We start from the raw sequence: 20,063 nt of genomic DNA, 5'->3' as shown, positions 1-20,063 counted from the left end.
GAGGGATTTGAAACATGGCGAGATTGAAGATCATCAAGAACACGGCCGGCTTGCTGTTGTTGGCGTTGGCGGCATTTCTGTTCGCCGGCTGTGGAACCACGCCGCAACCGCATTTTGACGGCGCCGCCGCCGGGGCCGCGGTTACAAACGACATCTTCAACATCGGTGACCTCGTCAAGGTCACCTACTCGGGCATCGACGTGCCACCGCTGCCCCACGAGGAGCGCATCAAGGACGATGGCACGATTACGCTCACGTTCATCGGCTCCATCAAGGCGGCGGGCCAAAGCCCCGGCCAGTTGCAACGGGAGATTCGGGACAAATACATTCAAGGCGGTTACTACACGGCCAGTTTGAACATCACGGTTTCGGGCCAGGAGCGTTTCGTCTTTGTCGGTGGGGAAGTCCGGCTGCCAAATCGTTATCCTTACACCGAGGGCATGACCGTGCTGAAGGCCATCCAGACTGCGGGTGGTTTCACCGATTATGCGAATCACAAAAAAGTCTATCTGACCCGCGTCAACGGCAAGAAGATCACCATTAATGCCGACAAGGCCCAGGACCGGCCTGAACTCGACTTGCCCGTTTATCCGGGGGACCTGATCAATGTCGCCAAAAAGTGGTGGTGATGATTCAACTGCGAGTCATAACTGGCAAACAGGCGGGCAGCACTTCGGTGGCCCGCCGTTTTCCTTTCCGGGTGGGGCGTGCGCCGGACGCGGACATGGTGGTGGATGATCCGGGCGTTTGGGACGAGCATGTTGCGGTTCAATTCGAGCGAGGCGAAGGCTATTGGGCGCAGGCCCAAGGCGAAGCCCTGCTGACCATCAACGGCGAATCCGTGCGGGAGCAGCGGTTGCACAATGGCGATGTTATCGCCATGGGTGGCGCCCGGCTGCAATTCTGGCTCGCAGAAACTCGTCAGGCGGGTTTCCGGCTGCGCGAGTTTCTGGTGTGGGCCGGCATCGCTGCGGTGACCTTGGCGCAGGTGGCCTTGATCTACCAGTTCTCACGCTGAGACGTTCGCCGCCGGCTCGGGGTCAATGCCGGAAATGCCGTGCGCCCGTGAATGCCATGGCGAGGTGGCGTTGATCTGCAGCGGCAATGACCTCCGGGTCGCGCACCGAGCCCCCGGGCTGGATGGCAGCCATGGCTCCGGCGTCGGCGGCGGCGATCAGCCCGTCCGGAAAGGGGAAGAAGGCGTCGCTGCACACCACGCTTCCCTTGAGTGACAGTCCTGCTTCCCCGGCTTTCCACACCGCGATGCGGCTGGCATCCACCCGGCTCATTTGTCCGGCGCCAATCCCCAACGTGCGGTCTGCCGAACAGTAAATAATCGCGTTGGATTTGACGTGCTTTACCACCCGCCAGCCAAAGAGCATGGCCCGCAGTTCCGCGTCGCTGGGCGCCCGCTGCGTGACGATTTTCAAATCGGCCGCCTGGATTTCCTTGAGATCGCGCTGTTGGAGCAGGAATGAATCGGCGCCGACGCTGCGCACGTCCCACGGGGTCGCGTCGAGCGGGCTCTTCATCAATTGCAGCAGCCGCAGGTTCTTTTTCTTCTGGAGAATGGCCAGTGCTTCCGGGGTGAAGCCCGGCGCCACAATCACTTCGCTGAAAATCTCCGCAATGGCTTCGGCGCAGGGCCCGTCCAACGGCTGATTCACGGCGATGATGCCGCCAAAGGGGGCCTGCCGGTCGGTGGCATAGGCATTGTCCCACGCTTCGCGCAAGGTGCCGCCCTGGCCGACGCCGCACGGGTTGGTGTGCTTCAAGATGGCGAGGGTTGGCGGTTCTGCGCGGAATTCCGTGATGAGGGCCGCGGCCGCCGTCAGATCGAGAATGTTGTTGTAGGAAAGTTCCTTGCCATGGAGCTGTTGGAAGTAGTCGTGAAACTTTCCGTAAAGGCTGGCCTGCTGGTGGGGGTTTTCGCCGTATCGCAAGGGTTGTGCCTGTTTTGCGCTCAAGGTCAGGGTGGCGGGCAGGGCGGCGCCGCCAAATTCCTTGCTCAAATGCGCCGCAATCGCGGCGTCGTAGGCTGCCGTGCGGGCATACACCTTGGCCGCGAGCGAACGCCGCAATGCCAGCGTGGTGTCACCGGTTTCCTTGATTTGCGTCGCGACCGCGTCGTAATCGGCCGGATCCACAATCACCGTCACGCTGTCGTGGTTCTTCGCGGCGCTCCGCAGCATGGATGGTCCGCCGATGTCGATGTTTTCGATCGCCTCGTGCAAGGCGACTCCCGGTTTGGCCACGGTGGCCTCGAACGGGTAAAGGTTGACGACCACGAGATTGATGGGGGCGATGCCGTGCTGGGCGACGGCGGCTTCGTGATCGGCATTCCCGCGAATGTAGAGCAGCCCGCCGTGGACCTTCGGATGAAGCGTTTTGACGCGGCCGTCGAGCATTTCGGGAAAGCCGGTGTGTTCGCTGATGTCCTTGACGGTCAGGCCTGCCTCCCGCAGGGCCTTGGCCGTGCCACCGGTGGAAATCAGTTCAACGCCGGCAGCCGCGAGTGTTTGCGCGAACGGCACCAGGCCATGTTTGTCCGAGACGGAAAGAAGGGCGCGACGAATTTTCCCCATAGGGCGGACACGTTTGTCCTGCCGGACGGGATGAGTCAATCGGCAAATGCGGGGAAATCCGCGCTTGCCAATGGGCGCTTGTTTGCCATTTTACCAGCCCGCTGGTTGCGCGGTTAGCTCAGTGGTAGAGCATCACCTTGACACGGTGGGGGTCGCAGGTTCGAACCCTGCATCGCGCACCATCCTCATCCCTGCTGCCCAAGCCCGCCAGACTCACGGTTTGGCAATGCCAATTTTCTCCAGGAACGGCTGAATCGACTGCGGCCGGCCAAGGAATTTTTCAATCGACACATTGGGATCGCGCGAGTCGCCCACGGCGTAGATTTCGTTGCGCAACCGCATGCCGGTCGGCACATCGAAGTAACCGCCCGGCGAATGCTCGAATACGCTCGCCATGTCGGCCGCGATGGCGTCTGCCCACGCATAACCGTAGTAGCCTGCATCGTAATGCATCAGGTGGCCGAAGTAGGCTACGAATGCCGAGTCCTTCGGAACTGGAAGCAGGGTGTCGCTGAGAATCTGGTTGGAGAGTTCGACGGGATCAACATTGCCGTCCGCGTGAATCCGGGTGTGCAGCGCGAGGTCCAGCAGACCAAAGCTAAGCTGGCGGCGATACCAAGTGCCCTTGGTTGCCAGGTCCGCCTGCTTCAAACCGGCCAGAATGGCCTCGGGAATTTTCTTTCGCGGATTGCGGTAGTCGGCGGCAAAGGTGTCGAGCACGTTCTTGTCCCACGCCCAGTTCTCCAGCATCTGCGACGGCGCTTCCACAAAGTCCCGTTCCACGTTGCTGCCCGAGAAGCGCATGAAACGCGCACGGGTCAGCATGGAATGCATCACGTGGCCGAACTCATGGAACAGCGTCACCACCTCGTCGTGCGCCATGAGGGAGGGTTTGCCCGGCTGTGGCGGCGGAAAGTTGCACACCATGGCCACGGTGGGCCGCTGATAGCGGCCGTCTTTCAGGCGCCGGCCTTCGATGATGCCGAAGCACGCGAAGTGGTTGTATTTTCCGTCACGCGGAAAAAGGTCGAGGTAAAACAGCCCGAGCGGCTCGCCGGTCTTGCTGTCGCTGACGGCCCAAAGCTGCAGGTCGTCAACCCACTTGGCCGGCGCCTGAAGCTGCTGGAATTTCACGCCGAAGATTTTCTGGTAAATCGTGAACATGCCATTCAGCGTGCGGTCCATGGGGAAATAGTTCCGCAACTGCTCGGCATCGACGTTGTAACGCGTCTTTTGCAGTTGATTGGCGTAGTAACGCCAGTCCCACAGGTTGATCTGCGCGTTGGGGTCGCCGGTCTCCTTGACTTTCAAGGCGCGAAACTCCGCCATCTCGGTATCCAGCTTGGGTTGCAGTCCGGTCTTGAGCTTTTCCAGGAAGGTCGTGGCCCGCGCGGCGGTCTTGGCCATTTTGGGTTCGATTTCGTAGTCGGCCCAGGAGGCGTAACCCAGCTTTTGGGCGATGGTGTCGCGGAGGACGAGGATTTTTTTCAGCAGCGGCACGTTTTCGTCCTTGGCGAGGCTGTCGTGCACGATTTCAAAGCGTTTGCGGGTTTCCTCGCTCTTCGCATTTTCCAGCACCATCAGGTAGTGGAAGGTGATGTTCGCCATCAGCGTGTATTCATCGGGGCCGGTTTTGAGGCCTTCCTGGCCGAGGAAACTGTCCGGAACCCCGGCGAGTTCGGTCCGGGTGAATTTCACCGGCCCGCGCGCCTTGTTGATGTTGGATTCAAAGTCGGTGGTCAATCCGGCCAGTTCTTTGCGGAGCCGTTCCACTTCGTCGCGTTCCGCCTTTGGCAGGCCGAGCCCGGCGCGACGGTAATCACGCAGCGTTTCTTCCAGCAGTTTTGTTTCGACGGGATCAAGCGACGGATGTTTGTCGTCCAGCGCCTTGATGGCGGCGTAAACATCCGTGCGGTATTCGAGCCCGACGGACCAGGCCTCGAACTTCTTGAGAGCTTCCGTGGCCGCCTCGCGCACCGCGGTGTCACGGCTGGTTTCCTTCACCAGGTTGAGACGGTCCGAGGTGTCCGTGGGTTCGCACATGATGGCGTCCAGCGCACCGACAGTGTTGGCGAAGGTCACTTCGTCGGGGCGCAAACGGCCCAGGCGGTCGAGCGCCGTGTTGGCGTTGGCGATGGTGGCGTCGAGCGATTGATTGACTTCCGCCGCCGAGGTTTCGTAGGGCGGGACGCTGATAAGGTTGCCGAACGTGGCGGCTTTGGCCTGGAACTGTGCGAGGGTCATGGTTGGAGCCGAAGGGGTGGGGGATTTTGCATTCTGGCTGGCGCAGGCCGCCAGCAAACCGGCGGCCCCAAGGCAGGCAAACGACTTCAGTTTCATGTGCGCGCAACGTAGCCACCCCGCCCGTCAAGGCAAGGGAATTGCCGTGGGCGAAAGCACGGCCCCGCGCGAGAGATTGTTACTTCGGCATCTCGAAATCCTTCTCGGCCTGGCGATCCTTGGTTTCGACAATCAGGCGATACTTGGTTCCGGGCTCCAACGGGTCGGGCGTGGCGCCTTTGACCGCCGGATGCAGGCCGCGGATGTAGCCGCCGTAAACGATGGATTTGAGGGGCGGGGAGTTGGATACGGCCGTCAGATTCCAGATGGGATGTGGATACTTGTTGGTGAGCACATCCTGCAGAGGGAACACCTTCACACCGGTCAGCGAGATCTTCTGGTCAAAGCCAAACGCCACGAGGTAGCCGGGCAGGCCGGACGGGTTGGCGCGGCGGCGGGCTTGGGCCTGGCGGTCTGGGGGCAGCGGCCGGATGGAGTAGGTGATTTGAATATCCGGCGACGCAAACGAGTCCTTCAACATGTAAAACGCCGCCCCGGCCAGGGCTAGGAGGAGGATCAGCAGTCCGATTTGTCGTTTGTTCATAACCTGGTTCTCTGGTGGACGCGGGTGGGGCGAGGTTATTCAAACTGAAACCTTTTGCCCGCGCCCGACGTCATTAAATCAATTGGGGTGGCCCCAACAGAAGAAGAATCATGTCACGGTCTCCATTCATCCCAGCCCGGTGTCGCGCGCGGTGCGCGTTTACGCTCATTGAACTGCTGGTGGTCATCGCCATCATTGCCATTCTCGCCGGCATGCTGCTGCCGGCCCTGGCACGCGCCAAGGAGGCGGGCAAGCGTATTGCCTGCCTTAACAACATGCGCCAGATGGGCCTGTCGGTCATGATGTATGCCTCGGACAATGACGATTACTTTCCACCCCGTAGCGGTGCGCAGCGGTGGCCCTCCCGGCTGCAAGATTACTTCAAAACTCCGACCATTCTCCGGTGCCCGTCGGATGGACTCGATCCGAAAACCTTCGGCGCGGACAGCAACTACATCGCAGACGCCTCCCCGCGCAGCTACATCATCAATGCCTTCAATGACTATTTTCAACAGTCGCTCGACTCCACAAACTGGACGGCCTACATGAGCGGCACCTATCCGCGCGGCATGAAGACGACAGCGGTGCTGCACTCCAGCGACACCTTCCTGTTCGGCGAAAAGGACACGAGCTCCGGGCACTTCTACATGGACTTCGATGAGGGTATCGGCAACGACCAGGGCGAGGTGGAGGAGAGCCGCCATCAGGGGCGGGGTGGCGGGAGCAAGACCGGCGGCTCCAATTTCACCATGACGGATGGCAGCGCGCGTTACTTCCGTTATGGCACCGCGTGCGCGCCGCTGAATCTGTGGGGCGTGACCGACTACGGCCGGCAGTTCTACGTCGTCGTTTATTGAATGCTGCGTCTTACGGCCGCGGTTCTTCGACCGCTAGGTTCTTCGTTTTCATCGCCCGCATCGTTGGCCGAAGTGGGCGTGGACGATAATTTCCTGATCAAACGAACTGACCACCAACTTGCCTGCGAAAGTCGAGAGGACGGCATGGCTCGACGGCACCGGGGTTCATTTTCAAGCGACGGTGGAAATCTCACGGAACTGGCCAAAGAACTGAGGAAGGCCAAGCTGGGCGGAAGTGGAGCGGGCGAAGGGAATCGAACCCTCGTGTGCAGCTTGGAAGGCTGCCGTTCTACCATTGAACTACGCCCGCCACGACCGGCATCGTAGCCGGGGCGCTTGCCTTGTCAATCTGCGCGTATATCCTCGCGGCCACATGAATTCGCTGCTGCTCACTGGCGGGCGCGTGGTGGACCCGGCCAATCGTCGGGATGAAGTTGCTGATGTTCTGATTCAAGGTGGAAAAATCGCCGCAGTGGGAGCCCGGGTGCGTTCCCAGGCGCCGGCTGATACCAAAACGCTGGATGTGAGCGGGCTCGTGGTTTGCCCCGGCTTGATTGATCTGCACGTGCACTTGCGCGAACCCGGGCAGACGGCGAAGGAAACCATCGCCACCGGCACGCTGGCCGCCGCGCGCGGCGGCTTTACTTCGGTGGTATGCATGCCGAATACGGCGCCGGCCATTGACAGTTCCTCCACGGTCGCACTTGTTCACGAACGCGCCGCTCAATCCGCCCGGGTCAACGTCTATGTGGCTGGGGCCATCACCAAGGGGATTGCGGGTGAGGAACTGGCGCAAATCGGCTCGCTCAAAAACGTCGGCGTGGTGGCCATCACCGACGATGGTCACTGCGTGCAGAGCAACGAAATCATGCGCCGGGCTCTGGAATACGCCCGGATGTTCGACCTCCCGGTGATGGACCATTGTCAGGACTACGCGCTGGTCACCGATGGCGTCATGCACGAAGGCTACTGGAGCACGGTGCTGGGACTGCGCGGCTGGCCGGCGGCCGGCGAGGAAATGATTGTGGCCCGGAACATTTTGCTCGCCGAAAAAACGGGCTGCCGCGTGCATTGCCAGCATCTGAGTTCGGCGGGCAGCGTCCGGCTGCTGCGGGAGGCAAAACAGCGCGGCGTGCCGATTTCGGGCGAGGCCTGTCCGCATCACTTCACGTTGACGGACGCGGCAATCGCCGGCAGCGAGAAGTTCTGGGCCGCCGATGGCAAAGGCGTGACGGGCTTTGACCGGATGGCCGCGGCCCTGCCCGCGTGGCCGGCGTATCACACGCATTTCAAGATGAACCCGCCGCTGCGTTCGGCCCAGGACCGGGCGGCCATCATTGCCGGACTGGCGGATGGCACCATTGAGATCCTGGCCAGCGATCATGCGCCGCACTGCAACTTTGAAAAGGAGGTCGAATTCGATTACGCGCCGTTCGGCATCACCGGACTGGAAACCGAACTCGCGCTCTCGCTGATGCAGCTGTATCACGCGCGGCATTTGAGCCTGGCGGACGTGATTGCCAAGTTCACGGTCAATCCCGCGCGGCTGTTGAAGCTGGAAAAGGGCACGCTCAACGTCGGGGCCGATGCCGATGTCACGATTTTTGACCCGGATCGCGAATGGGTGTTTGACGTCAAGGACTCGGCCAGCCAGGCGCAGAATACGCCATTTGGCGGGTGGACATTGAAGGGGCGGCCGCTTGGGACTATAGTGGGCGGACAATTGGTCTGGGTTGAACAAAGTTTACCGACCGGAGTCTAACCGAAGTTAAAAGAAAACTATGAAAAAGCTATTGATGGGAATGGTGGCCGCGACGCTTGTGTTGAGCGCGTCGGCGGGCGAATGGCTGACCGATGTGCCCCAAGCGCAGGCGCAGGCCAAAAAGAACAACAAACTGGTGTTGATGGACTTTACCGGGTCCGACTGGTGTCCTTGGTGCATCAAGCTGCGGAATGAAGTCTTTGACACCCAGGAATTCAAGACTTACGCGGACAAAAACCTCGTGCTGGTGGAAGTTGATTTCCCCCGCAAGAAGGCCCAGAGCGCGGAATTGAAAAAGGCCAACGCTGCGTTGGAACGGAAGTATGGCATCCAAGGCTACCCGACCGTCATTGTGCTGAACGCGGATGGCAAAAAAGTCGGCGAACTGGGTTATCAGCCGGGTGGCCCCAAGCCGTTCATTGCGGCGCTCGACAAGCTGAAGAAATAGTCAACCGGTTGAATGACAACGCGCGGCGGGATTGAATCCGCCGCGCTTTTTCTTTTCCGGCAGCACGGTTGACAGCGCCAGCGTGCGGCGCGAGGGTGAAGCGCAATCCCTGCGAGCCATTATGCATTACTTCTGGTTCATACCGCTGTTCGTGGTGATGCTCGTGTGCATCTGGGGGCTCTACTTGATGGTGGCGCGCGGTCTGCCCAAGACTTCAAACCGTTCGGTTGAAGACGCGCTGGCCGAAGATGAGCCGCCGAGTGCTCCCGTTGTGCCCAAGTCAAAATCCTAGAACACGCCGCCGAACTTCGGGCTTAAAAATGCGCCCGGTGGCGCACGCCGCCGCGGCGAGACAAGCGGTTCCCTTGTCCATTGGTTCTTGACCATGGGGGGACGTGCCCTAGCATCGCAGTCAGTTTTGACCGAGATGAAAGCAATTCTAGCCCTCGAGGACGGCACGGTTTTCCACGGCACAGGATTCGGCGCACGTGCGTCGGCGTGCGGCGAGGTTTGTTTCAACACGTCCATGACGGGGTATCAGGAAATCCTGACCGATCCGTCCTACAAGGCGCAAATTGTTACGATGACCTATCCGCTCATCGGCAATTATGGCGTGAATGAGCAGGATGTGGAGTCGTGGAAGCCGCATGTGTCGGGCTTTGTCGTCCGCGAACTCTCTCCGGTGGTGAGCAACTGGCGGGCGGATTCGTCGTTGCCGGATTATCTGGCCAAAAATGGCATTCCCGGCATTCAAGGAATCGACACCCGCGCCCTGACCAAGAAGTTGCGCGTGCGAGGCGCAATGAACGGGTTCATCACCACCGAAGACACGACGGCCGATGAGGCGGTGGCGCGGGCGAAGGCATGGGAAGGTTTGCTCGGGGTGGATTACGTCAAAGAGGTGACGCACAAGGAGGCTTTTGCATGGGACAAGGGCGATCAGCAAAGTGCGAGTTTCAACTTGGTGCGCGGCAATGCCGCTCCTGACGCGCGAAACGTGCGCGATCCCCTGCCACCCGCGGACATTCCCATTGTCGCGCTGGATTTTGGGATGAAATACAACATTGCCCGGCGGCTGCGGCAGCACGGCTTTCAAGTGCAGATTGTGCCGGCCACCACCACGGCGGCCGAGGTCTTGGAATACAAGCCGGCCGGAATCTTTCTCTCCAATGGTCCGGGTGATCCTTCGGCGCTGGGTTATGCCGTCAACACCGTCAGCGCGTTGTTGCAGACCGGCATTCCGATTTTTGGCATTTGCCTCGGCCACCAGATTTTGGGGCAGGCGTTCGGGGGGAAGACGTTCAAACTCAAGTTTGGCCATCGAGGCGGGAACCAGCCCGTCAAAGATTTGAATTCCGGGCGTGTCGAAATCACCTCGCAAAACCACGGCTTCGCCGTTGACCCTGCGTCGCTGCCGGCCGATGTGCAGGTCGACCGCATTAATCTCAACGACCAGACCGTGGAAGGCATGCGGCACAAGACCAAGCCGGTGTTTTGCGTGCAGTATCATCCCGAAGCGTCGCCCGGGCCGCACGATTCGACGCCGCTGTTCGCGGAGTTTCGGGAATTGGTGCTCGCCAAATCACGATGAAGCCCGGGTGGCTGGTTGCGAGTCATTGAAAAGAAGAGCTTTGCGTTTGACTTGACTGACATGCTCCGGATAATTCGACATCATTAACCAAGCTATGGCGAAATTGCAGGTTCTCAGCGGATCGCTGGCCGGTCAAAGCTTCGAACTGAAGGAGGGTAAAACCACCGTCGGTCGTGTTGAGGACAATGCCATCCTGATTGCTGAACCTTCGGTCTCCAGCCACCACGCCGAAATCCACGTCGTCGAACAGGACGTCATCATCAAGGATCTGGGTTCCACCAACGGCAGCTTCATCAACGGCGAGAAAATCACGGAATCCGTTCTGAAGGCCGGCCAGGTGCTCCGTTTGGGGCAGGTGGAGCTGCGCCTGGATGACGGCACACCGCTGCCACCGCCATCGGCTACCGCCAGCGCGTCCACGCCTGCACCCGCACCCGGACCAGCGGCGGGCGCCAAACGGCAGGACCAGACCATGGCGGTGCAGCGCGGCGTCAGCTTGGATCAACTCGCTGAACCGCGCAGCTCCGGCTTTGACACCGCAACCAGCGGATTCACGAAGAAGACCAACAAGGTCAATCGTTACTTCCTGATTGGGGGCATCATTCTGGGCGTGATCATTCTGATTGGCTTGGCCATTGCCCTGAAATCCATCAAATCGCCCTGACCAACGCGACCGTTTGACGGTGGACCCTTCCCCTTGGTTTTCCAGTTTAGCCTTCCTTGAGCCATTTCGCCGCTTCGCAAGCGGCGTAGGTGATGATGATGTCCGCACCCGCCCGCCGCATGGCCAGCAATGTCTCCAGCGTCAGTGCGCGTTCATCCACCCACCCGTTGGCCGCCGCGGCCTTGATCATGGCATGCTCGGCACTCACGTTGTAGGCGGCGGTGGGAAAGCCGAACTCCATTTTTACGCGGTGGATGATGTCCAGGTAGGCCAGCGCGGGTTTCACCATGACCATGTCCGCTCCTTCGGCGATGTCCAGCGCCACTTCACGCAACGCCTCGTTGCCGTTGGCTGCGTCCATTTGGTAGCTGCGGCGATCGCCAAACTTGGGCGTGGATTCAGCCGCTTCCCGAAACGGGCCGTAATACGCCGAGGCAAACTTGGCTGCATAGCTCAGGATCGGCGTGTCGGTAAAACCCTCCTTGTCCAGTTGCTGCCGGATGGCGCGCACCCGGCCGTCCATCATGTCGCTGGGCGCCACAATGTCCGCGCCGGCGTCCGCGTGGCTTGCCGCAGTGCGGGCCAGCAATTCGAGCGTGGGGTCATTCAGGATGCGTGCTCCGCCGGGACCGGACTGCACGATGCCGCAGTGACCATGCGACATGTATTCGCACAAACAGACATCCGTGATGACGAGCAGTTCGGGCAGTTCCCGTTTCAGCAGCCGCACTGCTTGTTGCACGATGCCGTTGCGGGCGTAGGCGCCCGAAGCCGTGGTGTCCTTGCGGTCCGGAATGCCGAACAGCAGCACGCCGGGAATCCCCAGTTCGTGCGCATGCTGCGCCTCCTTCAGCATCTCGTCGGGTGACAGTTGAGCAACCCCGGGCATGGCGCCGATGGGTTTGCGCAGCTTGCGGCCACTCCGGACAAACAACGGGTAAATCAACTGCCCAATGTTCAATTGGGTCTCCGCCACCAGACGGCGCAGGGCGGGGGACTGACGCAGCCGGCGCGGGCGGTTGGTGGGAAACGAGCTTACGTTGATTGCACTCATGGCAACAGTTTAGGCCGCGCTGCGCGCCATCAAAGGGAAAACTGACGGGCGGGCGGATTCCGCTTTGCATGCCGGGTTGGCGGGTTACATTGCCGCCATGCGCAGAGGCAAAATTCTCGCGACAATTCTCATTTTGATCTGCCTCATCGCCGGACTCCTGGTGGGCGCTTATCTCGGCCGGTTCCTTCCGGGCGCTGGCGGATTGAGGACCTACAACACGGCCGCCATTCTCAAGCAAGTCCAGGCCTTGTCCGAGCTCGTCACCGTAAAATACGTGATCGAAAAAGTGGTCGTGCTGGAGGATGTGAAGTGGTATGGCGAAAACCGCGTGTTGCTGCTCGCGCACGGCGTAGTCAAGGCGGGCGTGGATTTGGGCCGGCTGAAGCCCGAGGATGTCACGGTGACCGGAACCAAAATTTCGCTGAAGCTGCCGCCCGCGCAAGTGCTGGACACCTATCTCGACGAGGATAAAACGCAAGTCATCGAGCGGAGCACCGGATTATTGCGTGCGTTCGACAAGGATTTGGAACAGACCGCGCGGCAGAATGCGATTGATGACATTCGGCGGGCTGCCCGGCTGGGCGGGATTGCCAAGGACGCCGACCAGCGGGCATGCGAACAGCTCAAGCAGCTGTTTCAGCAGTTGGGGTTCCAGCAGGTTGAATTTCGCTGAAAGGCGGGCCGGCCGGGATCGGTCGTCCGCACTTCGGTGACCCATTATCAGTCAATGGCTGGCCGAACTTGAGGCAGGGCGGGCAGCTTGGCTGGTGCGGTCGTGCTGTCCGGCGCCTGTGCGTTTTCGCGGACTGTCGGGGTGACGTGCTTGATTTTAACGGGACGCGCCTGCGACTGGGCCGGGTTGAGCGTCACTTCGATCTGGATTTGGCGCCGTGGCAGGCCCGTGGCGCCGGCATGGGCCCGCAATTGCATCAGATAAACACCCGCCGCGGGCTGAACGGCATGGCGGTTGGTGACCACCGCGCGTCCGCTCAACTCTTCGAGGAGCGACATCAGTTTTAGCTTCTTGGCCATAGGCTTCATCCTTCGCTCCGAAGGGGTGCAACTCGTATGCCACCGACGGAAGGGGCGTGGGAAAAGATGGGCCGGCAGAGTTACCGCTTGGCAGTTTTCGGGGCTTCTGGTTAGTTGTGCGCGCCCGAATGAGACGCTCCCGCATCACCTTTTTCCTCCTCTTTTGCCTCGGCCTGGCCGTGTCGTTACGGGCCGGCCTGCCGGGATTGGAACCGGCCGGGCAGGACTTGATTGTTGATGGCGGTGACGCCTTCGTGGATGTGGCGGCCGCGACCATCACGGTGACCAATGGCGCGATCGTCCGCTATGGCAACGTGGTGCTGGCCGCCGATGAGATTTCCGCAAATAAAATGACCGGCGACGTGATGGCCGACGGCCGGGTGCGCATCCAAAGCGACGACATGATCTGGGCGGGCGAGCACGTGCTCTACAACTACAAGACCAAGAACATCGAATCGCGCCAGTTTCGCACGGGCAAGGCGCCGTTCTACGCGGGGGGGGAGGGCGTGGCGGGCGACGTGACCAACCAGACTTACACGGCGACGAACGGCTACATCACACTCGATGACTACGCCAAGCCGCTGTTGTATGTCCAAGCAAAGCGGCTGGTCGTCCGTCCCAACAAACGGTTCGAGGCCCACGGTGCAACCCTGCACATCGGTCCGGTGCCGGTTTTTTATTTTCCGTATTACGCGCAGAACATGCAGGCCGCCCGGCCCGCGTTCACCGTCACGCCCGGTTATCGCAGCCGGTTTGGTCCGTATGCGCGCGGGAGTTATGCGTGGAACTGGGGCGATGCAGTCGATGGCAAGCTGCACGTCGATTATCGGGCCAAACGCGGTCCGGGCGTGGGGCCCGACTTGGATTTCCACCTGGGCCAATGGGGCGATGCGCTGTTCAAATACTATTATCTTTACGATCTCAAACCGGAGACCAACCAGTTTGGCACGCCATTTCCCGACAACCGTCAACGCGTTGAGCTCTCCTGGCTCGCGTCTCCGTTCACCAACACCACGTTCAAATCGCGGGTCAGTTATCAAAGTGACGAAGGCGTGCGACGTGAATTCTTCGAAGGCGAGTATCGGCAGAATGTCCAGCCCAGCACGTTCGTCGAGGCGCGTCATTTCTGGGACAACTTCGCGCTCAGCGTGATGGCGCAGCCAAGGGTGAATGATTTTTTTGAGACCGTCGAACGACTGCCGGAAGTCAAGCTGTCCGCCTTCCGGCAGCAAATCGGGCCCACGCCGCTTTACTACGAGAGCGAGAGCCGGGTCGGCTATCTGCGGCGGCTCTTTGCGGAAACGAACGGTCCGACCGGTTTGGATTACGAAGCGGCCCGGGCGGACACGTATCATCAAGTGGTGTTGCCGACGACGTTGTTCGGCTGGTTGAATGTGACCCCCCGCGCGGGCGGCCGCTACACCTATTACAGCGAGGCCAGCGGTCCGGGAGCGGCAACGTCCGAACAGGACCGGACGGTCTTCAACACCGGCGCGGAGGTTTCTTTCAAGGCCAGTCACACGTGGGCGGGGGCGCACAACGGGCTGTTCGATCTCGATGGATTGCGCCACATCATCGAACCCTCGGTTAACTACGTTTATGTGCCGCAGCCTTCGGTGCTGACGAATGATTTACCGCAGTTTGATGCCGCGCTGCCCAGCCTGTTGGTGCTGCCCATCGATTATCCGGACTACAACGCCATTGATTCGGTGGACAGCCAGAACGTCATCCGTTGGGGCCTGCGCAATCGCCTCCAGACCAAGCGCGATGGGCACATTGAAGATTTTCTGTCGTGGGACGTCTTCGCTGACTGGCGGCTACGTCCGGAGCCGGGCCAAACAACCTTTGCCGATCTTTCGTCGGACCTGAGTTTCAGCCCGCGTTCCTGGATCACCCTGGAATCGCTCAGCCGTTACGACATCGACCGCGGACAGTTCCGCATGGCGTTTAATTCGCTGACGCTGAAACCGAATACGGTCTGGAACTGGCGGCTCGGGTATTTCTACCTGCGCGATAATTTTGACCCCGAACCGACCGCGTGGGGCGAAGGCAATGATCTGGTGACGAGCACCATTTATCTGCGGGTGAACGAGAACTGGGGCTTGCGCGCGTCGCACTATTTCGACGTGCGCGATTCCAAGCTGCGCGAGCAGATTTACTCGCTATACCGTGACTTTCGCAGCTGGACTGGCGCCGTGTCGTTCCGGGCGCGCAAGGACGAAGGCCGGCCGGATGATTACACCATCGCGTTTACCTTTTCCATCAAGGCGCTGCCGCGCTACCAGCCGGGCGAGGACACGATCGAGACGGATTCGTTCATCAACTACTAATTCTCCCTCGGCATGGCGTGCCGGTGGATCAACGGCGGCACCACGCCGGTTTCATCCAGGTCCACCGTCAAAAAACCTCCGCGCCGCGTCAGTTCAATGCCGGCCAGCGCGGGGCAAAGATGCACCTTGAATGGCCGCCATTGCCGGGCTTCGTGCAAGGCGGAGGTCATGCGTTGAACGGAGATGCCCAAACTGCGGACGGGCGGAATGCCCGCCAGCAGCCGGCTTTTCCAAAACACCAGGCGTGTGTGCAGATGGCCGACAACGGTGGCCGTGATTTGGTGAACGCGCTCGCGCACCGCCGGCTCCTGCCAAAGTCGCGGCAGCGCAGTGGGGTCATGACAGAACAGCACCACGCGTTGATCGCGCGCCAATGCGTCGAACGCCGCGCGGATTTCATCCAGATGCGCGGCGCGCAAAGCCTCCCATTGCGGCCACTCCGCGGGCAGCGCATCAGCTTGAAAGAGCGGCAGTGCCACCAGCGTTGAAGTGATCCCCAGCAAAACGTAGGCGCCGAGTTTTAACTGCCAGAACGGGCGCAAGGCGCAGTCGTGCGTCATGCGCTGCCAGCTGGCCAGCCGCAGCCCGCCATGGTCCCCCAGCAGGCTGGTCTTGCCCAGTTCGTGGTCGCCGGGAATCGCCAACAAGCGGTCACCAAAACGCGCGCGCAGTTTGCCCAGGCAAAGCTGCACACTTTCGCAGGCATCATCATTGCTGACGCCCACGCCCGCGGCGTCGCACGTGTAATCGCCCGCGGCAATCGCCCAGTCGGCTTGGGCCGTCCTTTCAAGGAAACGGTCCAACAGGCTGTTGTGAGCCAGCGCGTTGTTCATCCAGATGTGCCGGCGATACAGCCGCACCAGCGCGCGAGCGAACGACGGTGGGGCGCCGGCAAACTCGAAATCGCGCCCGTGCCGGGATTCCCGCGGGCCGGCGTAGTGAATGTCGCTGACGATGGCGAGACGCTGCATCAATCCGTTTCAACCGCGGGCAGCAGCAGGGTGAAGGCGGATCCTTTGCCGGGTTCGCTCTCGGCGCTGATCAACCCGTGGTGCTCGTGGATGATGCGCCGCGTGATCGCGAGTCCCAGACCGGTGCCGTTCTTCTTGGTCGTAAAGAAGGGTTCAAACAGGCGGACCATGTGCTCGGAGGAAATGCCCACGCCCGTGTCGCGAATCACGATACGCACCAGCTTTTCTGGGGCGGCCGGGTGGGGGGCTTTGCCGCCGTTGCGGATCAAATCGGATTCCACGGTCAGCGTGCCATCGCGATTCATGGCCTCCGCGGCGTTGAGCAGCAGGTTGAGAATGGCCTGTTCGAGATGGTTCTCGTCCCCGGCGATGACATCCGGGGCCGCCGTCAGACGTGACACCACCGTGATGTTGCGCCCGTCCAAATGCGGTGTCACGAGCTTCAAGGTCCGTTCCAGCAACCGGTGTGTGGAGATGGCGATTTGTTCGGGGGCGGGATTGCGGCTGTAACCGAGCACTTGCGCCACGATGGAGTCGATCCGCTTCATTTCCCGCTGGACCGTGCCGGCCAGTTCGGCTTCGGGATTTTTTTCAAGAAGCAGGTCCACAAACGTTTTGACCGCCACGAGGGCGTTTTTGATTTCGTGCGCCATTTCAGCGGCCAGGGTGCCCACACCAGCGAGACGGTCCAGCTGGCGCACGTCGTCCTCCAGCCGGCGGGCGAGGCTGACATCCTGGATCAGAATGGCCACCGCGCCCTTGGCGGATGCGTCCTGCAAGGGCAGGGCGGTCAATCGAAGATTCTGGTTTGGCGCGCCGTGGCGTTCGATGAATTCCGTTTCACACGTGGTCTGGCCGTGGCGGGTCGTCCGTTCCAACAGATTGCGAATGCGGGCCGGGAGCTGGGAAGTGTGGCGGTCGGCCAGGCTTGTGGGTGGCAGGTCCAACAATCCGGCGGCGCTGGGTGAGTAATGAATCAACTGCTGGTCTTGATCAAAGACGAGCAGGGCACAGGTGAAATCGGCGCTGACCGCCTGCGCGACATTCAACGCGAGGCTGCCCGAAGCGTTGCGGTCGTGAATGTTGGGGGTCATGACGCAGCGGGCTCGTGGCGACGGCAGCCAACTCCGCAGGAAACCAGGTGGACGCCTTGGTATAAATCCATCATCCCTCGGGCTTGTAGCAATTGCACCGGCGGAAGGACAGAGAAAAAGCCCGTCGATTGGGTGATTATCGCCTCATAAGATCGGGCCGCCACTGTGTGGGCGGCCCGCCGGTCGGGCACGCCGTATGGGTGGGATGCTGCAGTTTTCCGGCCAGTGGAATTGCGATTCGGGAAAAAGCCTGCGTTGACGGGTCAGGGGGGAGCAAGTAAAACCACGGCGTCGTGGCCAATCAACAAGCTGATGCCATTAGCAAATGGTTCGCTACCGCCGAAGAGCTGGGCGAATTCATTGGCATTCGTTTTGGGCGCATCGCCCCCGGCTCCAGCCGGCCGGAGTGGTTTTTCCTGCCCCACTCCGAGGTGGATGGCATCGGCGGGTTTGCCGGTTTGCTTCGTCAGCGCGGCGCGGAACTCTCCCGCCTGCCCCAAATCCGGCACTACTCGGAACCCTCGCTGGGCGCATTGCTGCGCGCGTTGCCGAAGTATGCTGCACCGCGTTATCGTGTGCAGTGGGCGCGGTTGGACGGGGCCACACAGAACAGTAGCCACCACGCTCCGCCGCCGGCCGTTGCATGGCACGTGTTCGATGATGCGGAGACGACGCAGATCCGGCGGGTTTGCCGCAAGGCGAACTACACCGTCAATTCTTTCCTCCTGAAGCATCTTACCAAGGCGGTGCGGCCGTTTCTGCGGGATCAATCAGCCACGTTGCCGTGGATGGTGCCGGTGAATTTGCGGGGACGCGTGCGCCGCTCGAACGATGTGGAAAATCATTCCAGCTACGTCAGCGTGCGGGTGCGTTCGTTTGAAACGGTGTATGACGTGCATCGCAGCATTTATCGCGCGCTGGCGGGCGGTGAACACTGGGCGAATTGGAATGCCTACAAATCCGGTTCCTTCCTACCCGCGCCGATGCGCCGGCTGATGCTGAAAATGGATCGCGCCACGGCGCAGTGGAACCTTGGCGGCTTTTCCAATCTGGGGGTCTGGGATCCCGACAAGCGGATCACACAGACCGATTGCCTGGGCAGTTGGCTGTTCTCGCCGCCCGTGTTGCGCTGCCAGATGCTCGGAGCCGGCTGTGTCACGTTTCAAAACCGCCTCAGCCTGGTCGTTCAGGCCCATCCGGAATTGACGACCAGCGCATCCGTGCCCGAAGCGTGGATGCGCAACTGGGTGAGGGAGATTTTGATCGACCTGGACAGCGTGCTGGCCCAGCCGATGACGTTTTACATGTCTGCCAACCGGCTGTGAGTTCCGGTGCTTGGTTTTAGAACTTCAGCGTCACGGCCAGGTTGACGGCCTGGTTGAGCACCTTGTAGGTGCCGTCGGCACTCTGCCCGGTCAGGCTGAGCGGGCTCCCCGTCACCGTGCGTCCCGGATTGTAGCCGAAGTGGTAGGCGATCGCCCAATCCCACCGTTGGCCATGATGTCCAAAGCCGACGCTGCCCAGGTGCAGGTCGCTATCCGGGACTATGGGGTTGAAATACGCATCTGGGCTGGAGTTCTCGCTGAAAAAATAACCCACGCTGGCAAAATATCCCTTGCCCAGCTGACGGGTGACGCCGAACTCATACATCCAACTCGAGCGATAGTTGAGCGGCAGTGTGATGTCGCCAAATGCCGTGCCGTTGAAAACAATCTGGTTCAGCTTGTCCCAATCCGACCAGTCCGCGTTCACCTCGATGTTCCAGTCGGGTGTTGGCCGATAGGAAAGGCCGAGCACAACAAACTGGGGATAAAGCAACGGCCCGTGCGTGGATTGCGCAGGCGCGTAGGGGATCGTTTCGGAGTTGCCCTTGTATTCGACCTCCGTTTCATAGCGATAGTTCACGCCCAACGCCCAGTGTTCGGTGGGTTGCCAGCGCAGCCCGGCATTGAACCCGTAGCCCATGCCGTCACCGTCAAATTTGAACGAGTCGCCCGGCGACAGGCCGATGGCGCGCTCGAAGTTCGCCTGCGAGTAGTTGATGGTCGGCCCGATGGCGACGGAGAATTTCGGATGCACCTTCCAGGCAATGACGGGGTTGAAGCATTCGTAAAGCACCTTGCCCTTTTCCGCGAGCGTGTTGAAGGTGGTGTCCTTGCCCCAGTCCACCGCCAGGCCATAGGGCGAATAGGCACCGAAACCAAACGAGAGCGGCGACCCTTGCGGCGTGTAAACGTAGTAAATTTCCGGCACCGGCTGAAAGGACCCGTCCACCGATGCCTTGGCGTTGGCGGGCGAGGTGTAATCCACCCCGGCGGAGACGAGATAAAGCCCGATGCGCGCGTTGTTGCCCTCCAGTTGCGTGATGCCGGCGGGGTTGTAGTAAATGGCGGACGGATTATCCGCCGTGGCGGCGAAGGCATTGCCGCGGGCAATCGCCGCGGGATCCTGATTGGGCAGGCGGAAGGCTACGGCCCGGGTGTTCAGCGCGTGTAAGGCGGCGGAGCAGGCCAATGCTGCGAGCAACGCCCCGACGGTGCTGCGGAAACGATACGTCTTCATAATCACGTTGTGTCTGTGGTCCATTCTGACTTGGTATTGCCCGGCCAATGTCTCAACATCGGACATGAGTCGCCGGCCAGTATCCTGTTCTGAGTCGGCCGCAACGCGGGGGTGTGCTTGTTTGTTCATCCGCCCACGCGCGGTCGCAAAATTGAGCAGAGGGGGTGCCACCCGGTTGAGCACCCATCGGCCGGCTGCCTGCGGTTTTGGCCGAAAACTTGCGGTGGGA

19 protein-coding genes and 2 tRNA genes are annotated in these 20,063 nt (G+C 60.8%); 12 read left to right on the top strand and 9 right to left on the bottom strand.

Annotated features, from left to right (window positions below):
• Positions 1-14: 14 nt before the first annotated feature.
• Both VFV96_06530 and VFV96_06525 read left to right on the top strand, forming a co-directional pair.
• Positions 15-629, top strand: coding sequence for a polysaccharide biosynthesis/export family protein (locus VFV96_06530; protein HEU5070051.1), 615 nt, complete (start codon positions 15-17; stop codon positions 627-629).
• Positions 629-1,018, top strand: a complete 390-nt coding sequence (locus tag VFV96_06525) for an FHA domain-containing protein (protein ID HEU5070050.1) — start codon at positions 629-631, stop codon at positions 1,016-1,018. Before VFV96_06530 ends, VFV96_06525 begins: the two co-directional genes overlap by 1 nt.
• Positions 1,019-1,040: 22 nt before the next feature.
• Here VFV96_06525 and purH read toward each other — a convergent pair whose 3' ends face one another.
• Entirely contained in the window at positions 1,041-2,585 is a 1,545-nt protein-coding gene (gene purH, locus VFV96_06520; protein HEU5070049.1) for a bifunctional phosphoribosylaminoimidazolecarboxamide formyltransferase/IMP cyclohydrolase, read from the bottom strand.
• Between the two features lie 107 nt (positions 2,586-2,692).
• Between purH and VFV96_06515 the strand changes: the two genes are divergently transcribed.
• Positions 2,693-2,767: transfer RNA gene (locus VFV96_06515), tRNA-Val, on the top strand.
• A 31-nt stretch (positions 2,768-2,798) separates the two neighbouring features.
• Here VFV96_06515 and VFV96_06510 read toward each other — a convergent pair.
• Together VFV96_06510 and VFV96_06505 are read right to left on the bottom strand one after the other, a co-directional pair.
• Positions 2,799-4,925 (bottom strand): M3 family metallopeptidase, encoded by a 2,127-nt coding sequence (locus tag VFV96_06510; protein HEU5070048.1) that lies wholly within the window; start codon positions 4,923-4,925, stop codon positions 2,799-2,801.
• A 79-nt stretch (positions 4,926-5,004) separates the two neighbouring features.
• A complete protein-coding gene (locus VFV96_06505; GenBank protein HEU5070047.1) occupies positions 5,005-5,469 on the bottom strand; it encodes a hypothetical protein in 465 nt (154 codons plus the stop codon).
• A 110-nt stretch (positions 5,470-5,579) separates the two neighbouring features.
• Here VFV96_06505 and VFV96_06500 point away from each other — a divergent pair, with 110 nt between their 5' ends.
• Positions 5,580-6,326: a type II secretion system protein gene (locus VFV96_06500; GenBank protein ID HEU5070046.1), complete on the top strand. Its 747-nt coding sequence runs from the start codon at positions 5,580-5,582 to the stop codon at positions 6,324-6,326.
• Between the two features lie 236 nt (positions 6,327-6,562).
• Here VFV96_06500 and VFV96_06495 read toward each other — a convergent pair.
• A tRNA-Gly gene (locus VFV96_06495) sits at positions 6,563-6,636 on the bottom strand.
• Between the two features lie 63 nt (positions 6,637-6,699).
• On the opposite strand from VFV96_06495, the gene VFV96_06490 reads away from it, so the two are divergent.
• The 5 genes from VFV96_06490 to VFV96_06470 all read left to right on the top strand — a co-directional run bounded on the left by VFV96_06490 (position 6,700) and on the right by VFV96_06470 (position 10,791).
• The gene (locus VFV96_06490; protein HEU5070045.1) at positions 6,700-8,088 is read left to right on the top strand and encodes a dihydroorotase; all 1,389 of its coding nucleotides are present in this window, start codon (positions 6,700-6,702) and stop codon (positions 8,086-8,088) included.
• Between the two features lie 19 nt (positions 8,089-8,107).
• Positions 8,108-8,536 carry a thioredoxin family protein gene (locus VFV96_06485; protein ID HEU5070044.1) on the top strand — a complete coding sequence of 143 codons (429 nt, stop codon included), beginning with the start codon at positions 8,108-8,110 and terminating at the stop codon, positions 8,534-8,536.
• Positions 8,537-8,657: 121 nt separating this feature from the next.
• Positions 8,658-8,828, top strand: coding sequence for a hypothetical protein (locus VFV96_06480; protein ID HEU5070043.1), 171 nt, complete (start codon positions 8,658-8,660; stop codon positions 8,826-8,828).
• Positions 8,829-8,963: 135 nt separating this feature from the next.
• Positions 8,964-10,127, top strand: coding sequence for a glutamine-hydrolyzing carbamoyl-phosphate synthase small subunit (gene carA, locus VFV96_06475; protein ID HEU5070042.1), 1,164 nt, complete (start codon positions 8,964-8,966; stop codon positions 10,125-10,127).
• 94 nt (positions 10,128-10,221) lie between these two features.
• Positions 10,222-10,791, top strand: a complete 570-nt coding sequence (locus VFV96_06470) for an FHA domain-containing protein (GenBank protein HEU5070041.1) — start codon at positions 10,222-10,224, stop codon at positions 10,789-10,791.
• Between the two features lie 46 nt (positions 10,792-10,837).
• On the opposite strand, the gene hemB is transcribed toward VFV96_06470, so the two are convergent.
• A complete protein-coding gene (gene hemB, locus VFV96_06465) occupies positions 10,838-11,845 on the bottom strand; it encodes a porphobilinogen synthase (protein ID HEU5070040.1) in 1,008 nt (335 codons plus the stop codon).
• Positions 11,846-11,942: 97 nt separating this feature from the next.
• Here hemB and VFV96_06460 point away from each other — a divergent pair, with 97 nt between their 5' ends.
• Positions 11,943-12,518: a DUF4230 domain-containing protein gene (locus VFV96_06460; protein HEU5070039.1), complete on the top strand. Its 576-nt coding sequence runs from the start codon at positions 11,943-11,945 to the stop codon at positions 12,516-12,518.
• Between the two features lie 47 nt (positions 12,519-12,565).
• On the opposite strand, the gene VFV96_06455 is transcribed toward VFV96_06460, so the two are convergent.
• Positions 12,566-12,877, bottom strand: coding sequence for a hypothetical protein (locus tag VFV96_06455; GenBank protein HEU5070038.1), 312 nt, complete (start codon positions 12,875-12,877; stop codon positions 12,566-12,568).
• A gap of 128 nt (positions 12,878-13,005) precedes the next feature.
• Here VFV96_06455 and lptD point away from each other — a divergent pair, with 128 nt between their 5' ends.
• On the top strand, positions 13,006-15,207 hold the full coding sequence (gene lptD / locus VFV96_06450; protein HEU5070037.1) for an LPS assembly protein LptD: 2,202 nt from the start codon (positions 13,006-13,008) through the stop codon (positions 15,205-15,207).
• On the opposite strand, the gene VFV96_06445 is transcribed toward lptD, so the two are convergent.
• Both VFV96_06445 and VFV96_06440 read right to left on the bottom strand, forming a co-directional pair.
• Complete coding sequence (locus VFV96_06445; GenBank protein HEU5070036.1) at positions 15,204-16,178, bottom strand: metallophosphoesterase; 975 nt, start codon at positions 16,176-16,178, stop codon at positions 15,204-15,206. The two genes, lptD and VFV96_06445, sit on opposite strands and share 4 nt — an antisense overlap.
• Entirely contained in the window at positions 16,178-17,272 is a 1,095-nt protein-coding gene (locus VFV96_06440; GenBank protein HEU5070035.1) for an ATP-binding protein, read from the bottom strand. Before VFV96_06440 ends, VFV96_06445 begins: the two co-directional genes overlap by 1 nt.
• A gap of 293 nt (positions 17,273-17,565) precedes the next feature.
• Here VFV96_06440 and VFV96_06435 point away from each other — a divergent pair, with 293 nt between their 5' ends.
• Positions 17,566-18,597, top strand: coding sequence for a hypothetical protein (locus VFV96_06435; protein HEU5070034.1), 1,032 nt, complete (start codon positions 17,566-17,568; stop codon positions 18,595-18,597).
• A 16-nt stretch (positions 18,598-18,613) separates the two neighbouring features.
• On the opposite strand, the gene VFV96_06430 is transcribed toward VFV96_06435, so the two are convergent.
• Entirely contained in the window at positions 18,614-19,834 is a 1,221-nt protein-coding gene (locus tag VFV96_06430; GenBank protein HEU5070033.1) for an outer membrane protein transport protein, read from the bottom strand.
• Positions 19,835-20,063 lie beyond the last annotated feature (229 nt).

The sequence above is a fragment of the Verrucomicrobiia bacterium genome (assembly GCA_035765895.1).
Taxonomy (GTDB): Bacteria; Verrucomicrobiota; Verrucomicrobiia; order Limisphaerales; family DSYF01; genus DSYF01.
Note: the sequence above shows the minus strand (reverse complement) of the source record. Positions and strands in the feature narration are given on the sequence as shown.

What these genes read in the sequence shown, in the direction of transcription:
- VFV96_06530 (HEU5070051.1), top strand. Translation starts at nt 15, where the DNA reads ATGGCGAGATTGAAGATCATCAAGAACACGGCCGGCTTGCTGTTGTTG.
- VFV96_06525 (HEU5070050.1), top strand. Translation starts at nt 629, where the DNA reads ATGATTCAACTGCGAGTCATAACTGGCAAACAGGCGGGCAGCACTTCG.
- purH (HEU5070049.1), bottom strand. Translation starts at nt 2,585, where the DNA reads ATGGGGAAAATTCGTCGCGCCCTTCTTTCCGTCTCGGACAAACATGGC.
- VFV96_06510 (HEU5070048.1), bottom strand. Translation starts at nt 4,925, where the DNA reads ATGAAACTGAAGTCGTTTGCCTGCCTTGGGGCCGCCGGTTTGCTGGCG.
- VFV96_06505 (HEU5070047.1), bottom strand. Translation starts at nt 5,469, where the DNA reads ATGAACAAACGACAAATCGGACTGCTGATCCTCCTCCTAGCCCTGGCC.
- VFV96_06500 (HEU5070046.1), top strand. Translation starts at nt 5,580, where the DNA reads ATGTCACGGTCTCCATTCATCCCAGCCCGGTGTCGCGCGCGGTGCGCG.
- VFV96_06490 (HEU5070045.1), top strand. Translation starts at nt 6,700, where the DNA reads ATGAATTCGCTGCTGCTCACTGGCGGGCGCGTGGTGGACCCGGCCAAT.
- VFV96_06485 (HEU5070044.1), top strand. Translation starts at nt 8,108, where the DNA reads ATGAAAAAGCTATTGATGGGAATGGTGGCCGCGACGCTTGTGTTGAGC.
- VFV96_06480 (HEU5070043.1), top strand. Translation starts at nt 8,658, where the DNA reads ATGCATTACTTCTGGTTCATACCGCTGTTCGTGGTGATGCTCGTGTGC.
- carA (HEU5070042.1), top strand. Translation starts at nt 8,964, where the DNA reads ATGAAAGCAATTCTAGCCCTCGAGGACGGCACGGTTTTCCACGGCACA.
- VFV96_06470 (HEU5070041.1), top strand. Translation starts at nt 10,222, where the DNA reads ATGGCGAAATTGCAGGTTCTCAGCGGATCGCTGGCCGGTCAAAGCTTC.
- hemB (HEU5070040.1), bottom strand. Translation starts at nt 11,845, where the DNA reads ATGAGTGCAATCAACGTAAGCTCGTTTCCCACCAACCGCCCGCGCCGG.
- VFV96_06460 (HEU5070039.1), top strand. Translation starts at nt 11,943, where the DNA reads ATGCGCAGAGGCAAAATTCTCGCGACAATTCTCATTTTGATCTGCCTC.
- VFV96_06455 (HEU5070038.1), bottom strand. Translation starts at nt 12,877, where the DNA reads ATGGCCAAGAAGCTAAAACTGATGTCGCTCCTCGAAGAGTTGAGCGGA.
- lptD (HEU5070037.1), top strand. Translation starts at nt 13,006, where the DNA reads ATGAGACGCTCCCGCATCACCTTTTTCCTCCTCTTTTGCCTCGGCCTG.
- VFV96_06445 (HEU5070036.1), bottom strand. Translation starts at nt 16,178, where the DNA reads ATGCAGCGTCTCGCCATCGTCAGCGACATTCACTACGCCGGCCCGCGG.
- VFV96_06440 (HEU5070035.1), bottom strand. Translation starts at nt 17,272, where the DNA reads ATGACCCCCAACATTCACGACCGCAACGCTTCGGGCAGCCTCGCGTTG.
- VFV96_06430 (HEU5070033.1), bottom strand. Translation starts at nt 19,834, where the DNA reads ATGAAGACGTATCGTTTCCGCAGCACCGTCGGGGCGTTGCTCGCAGCA.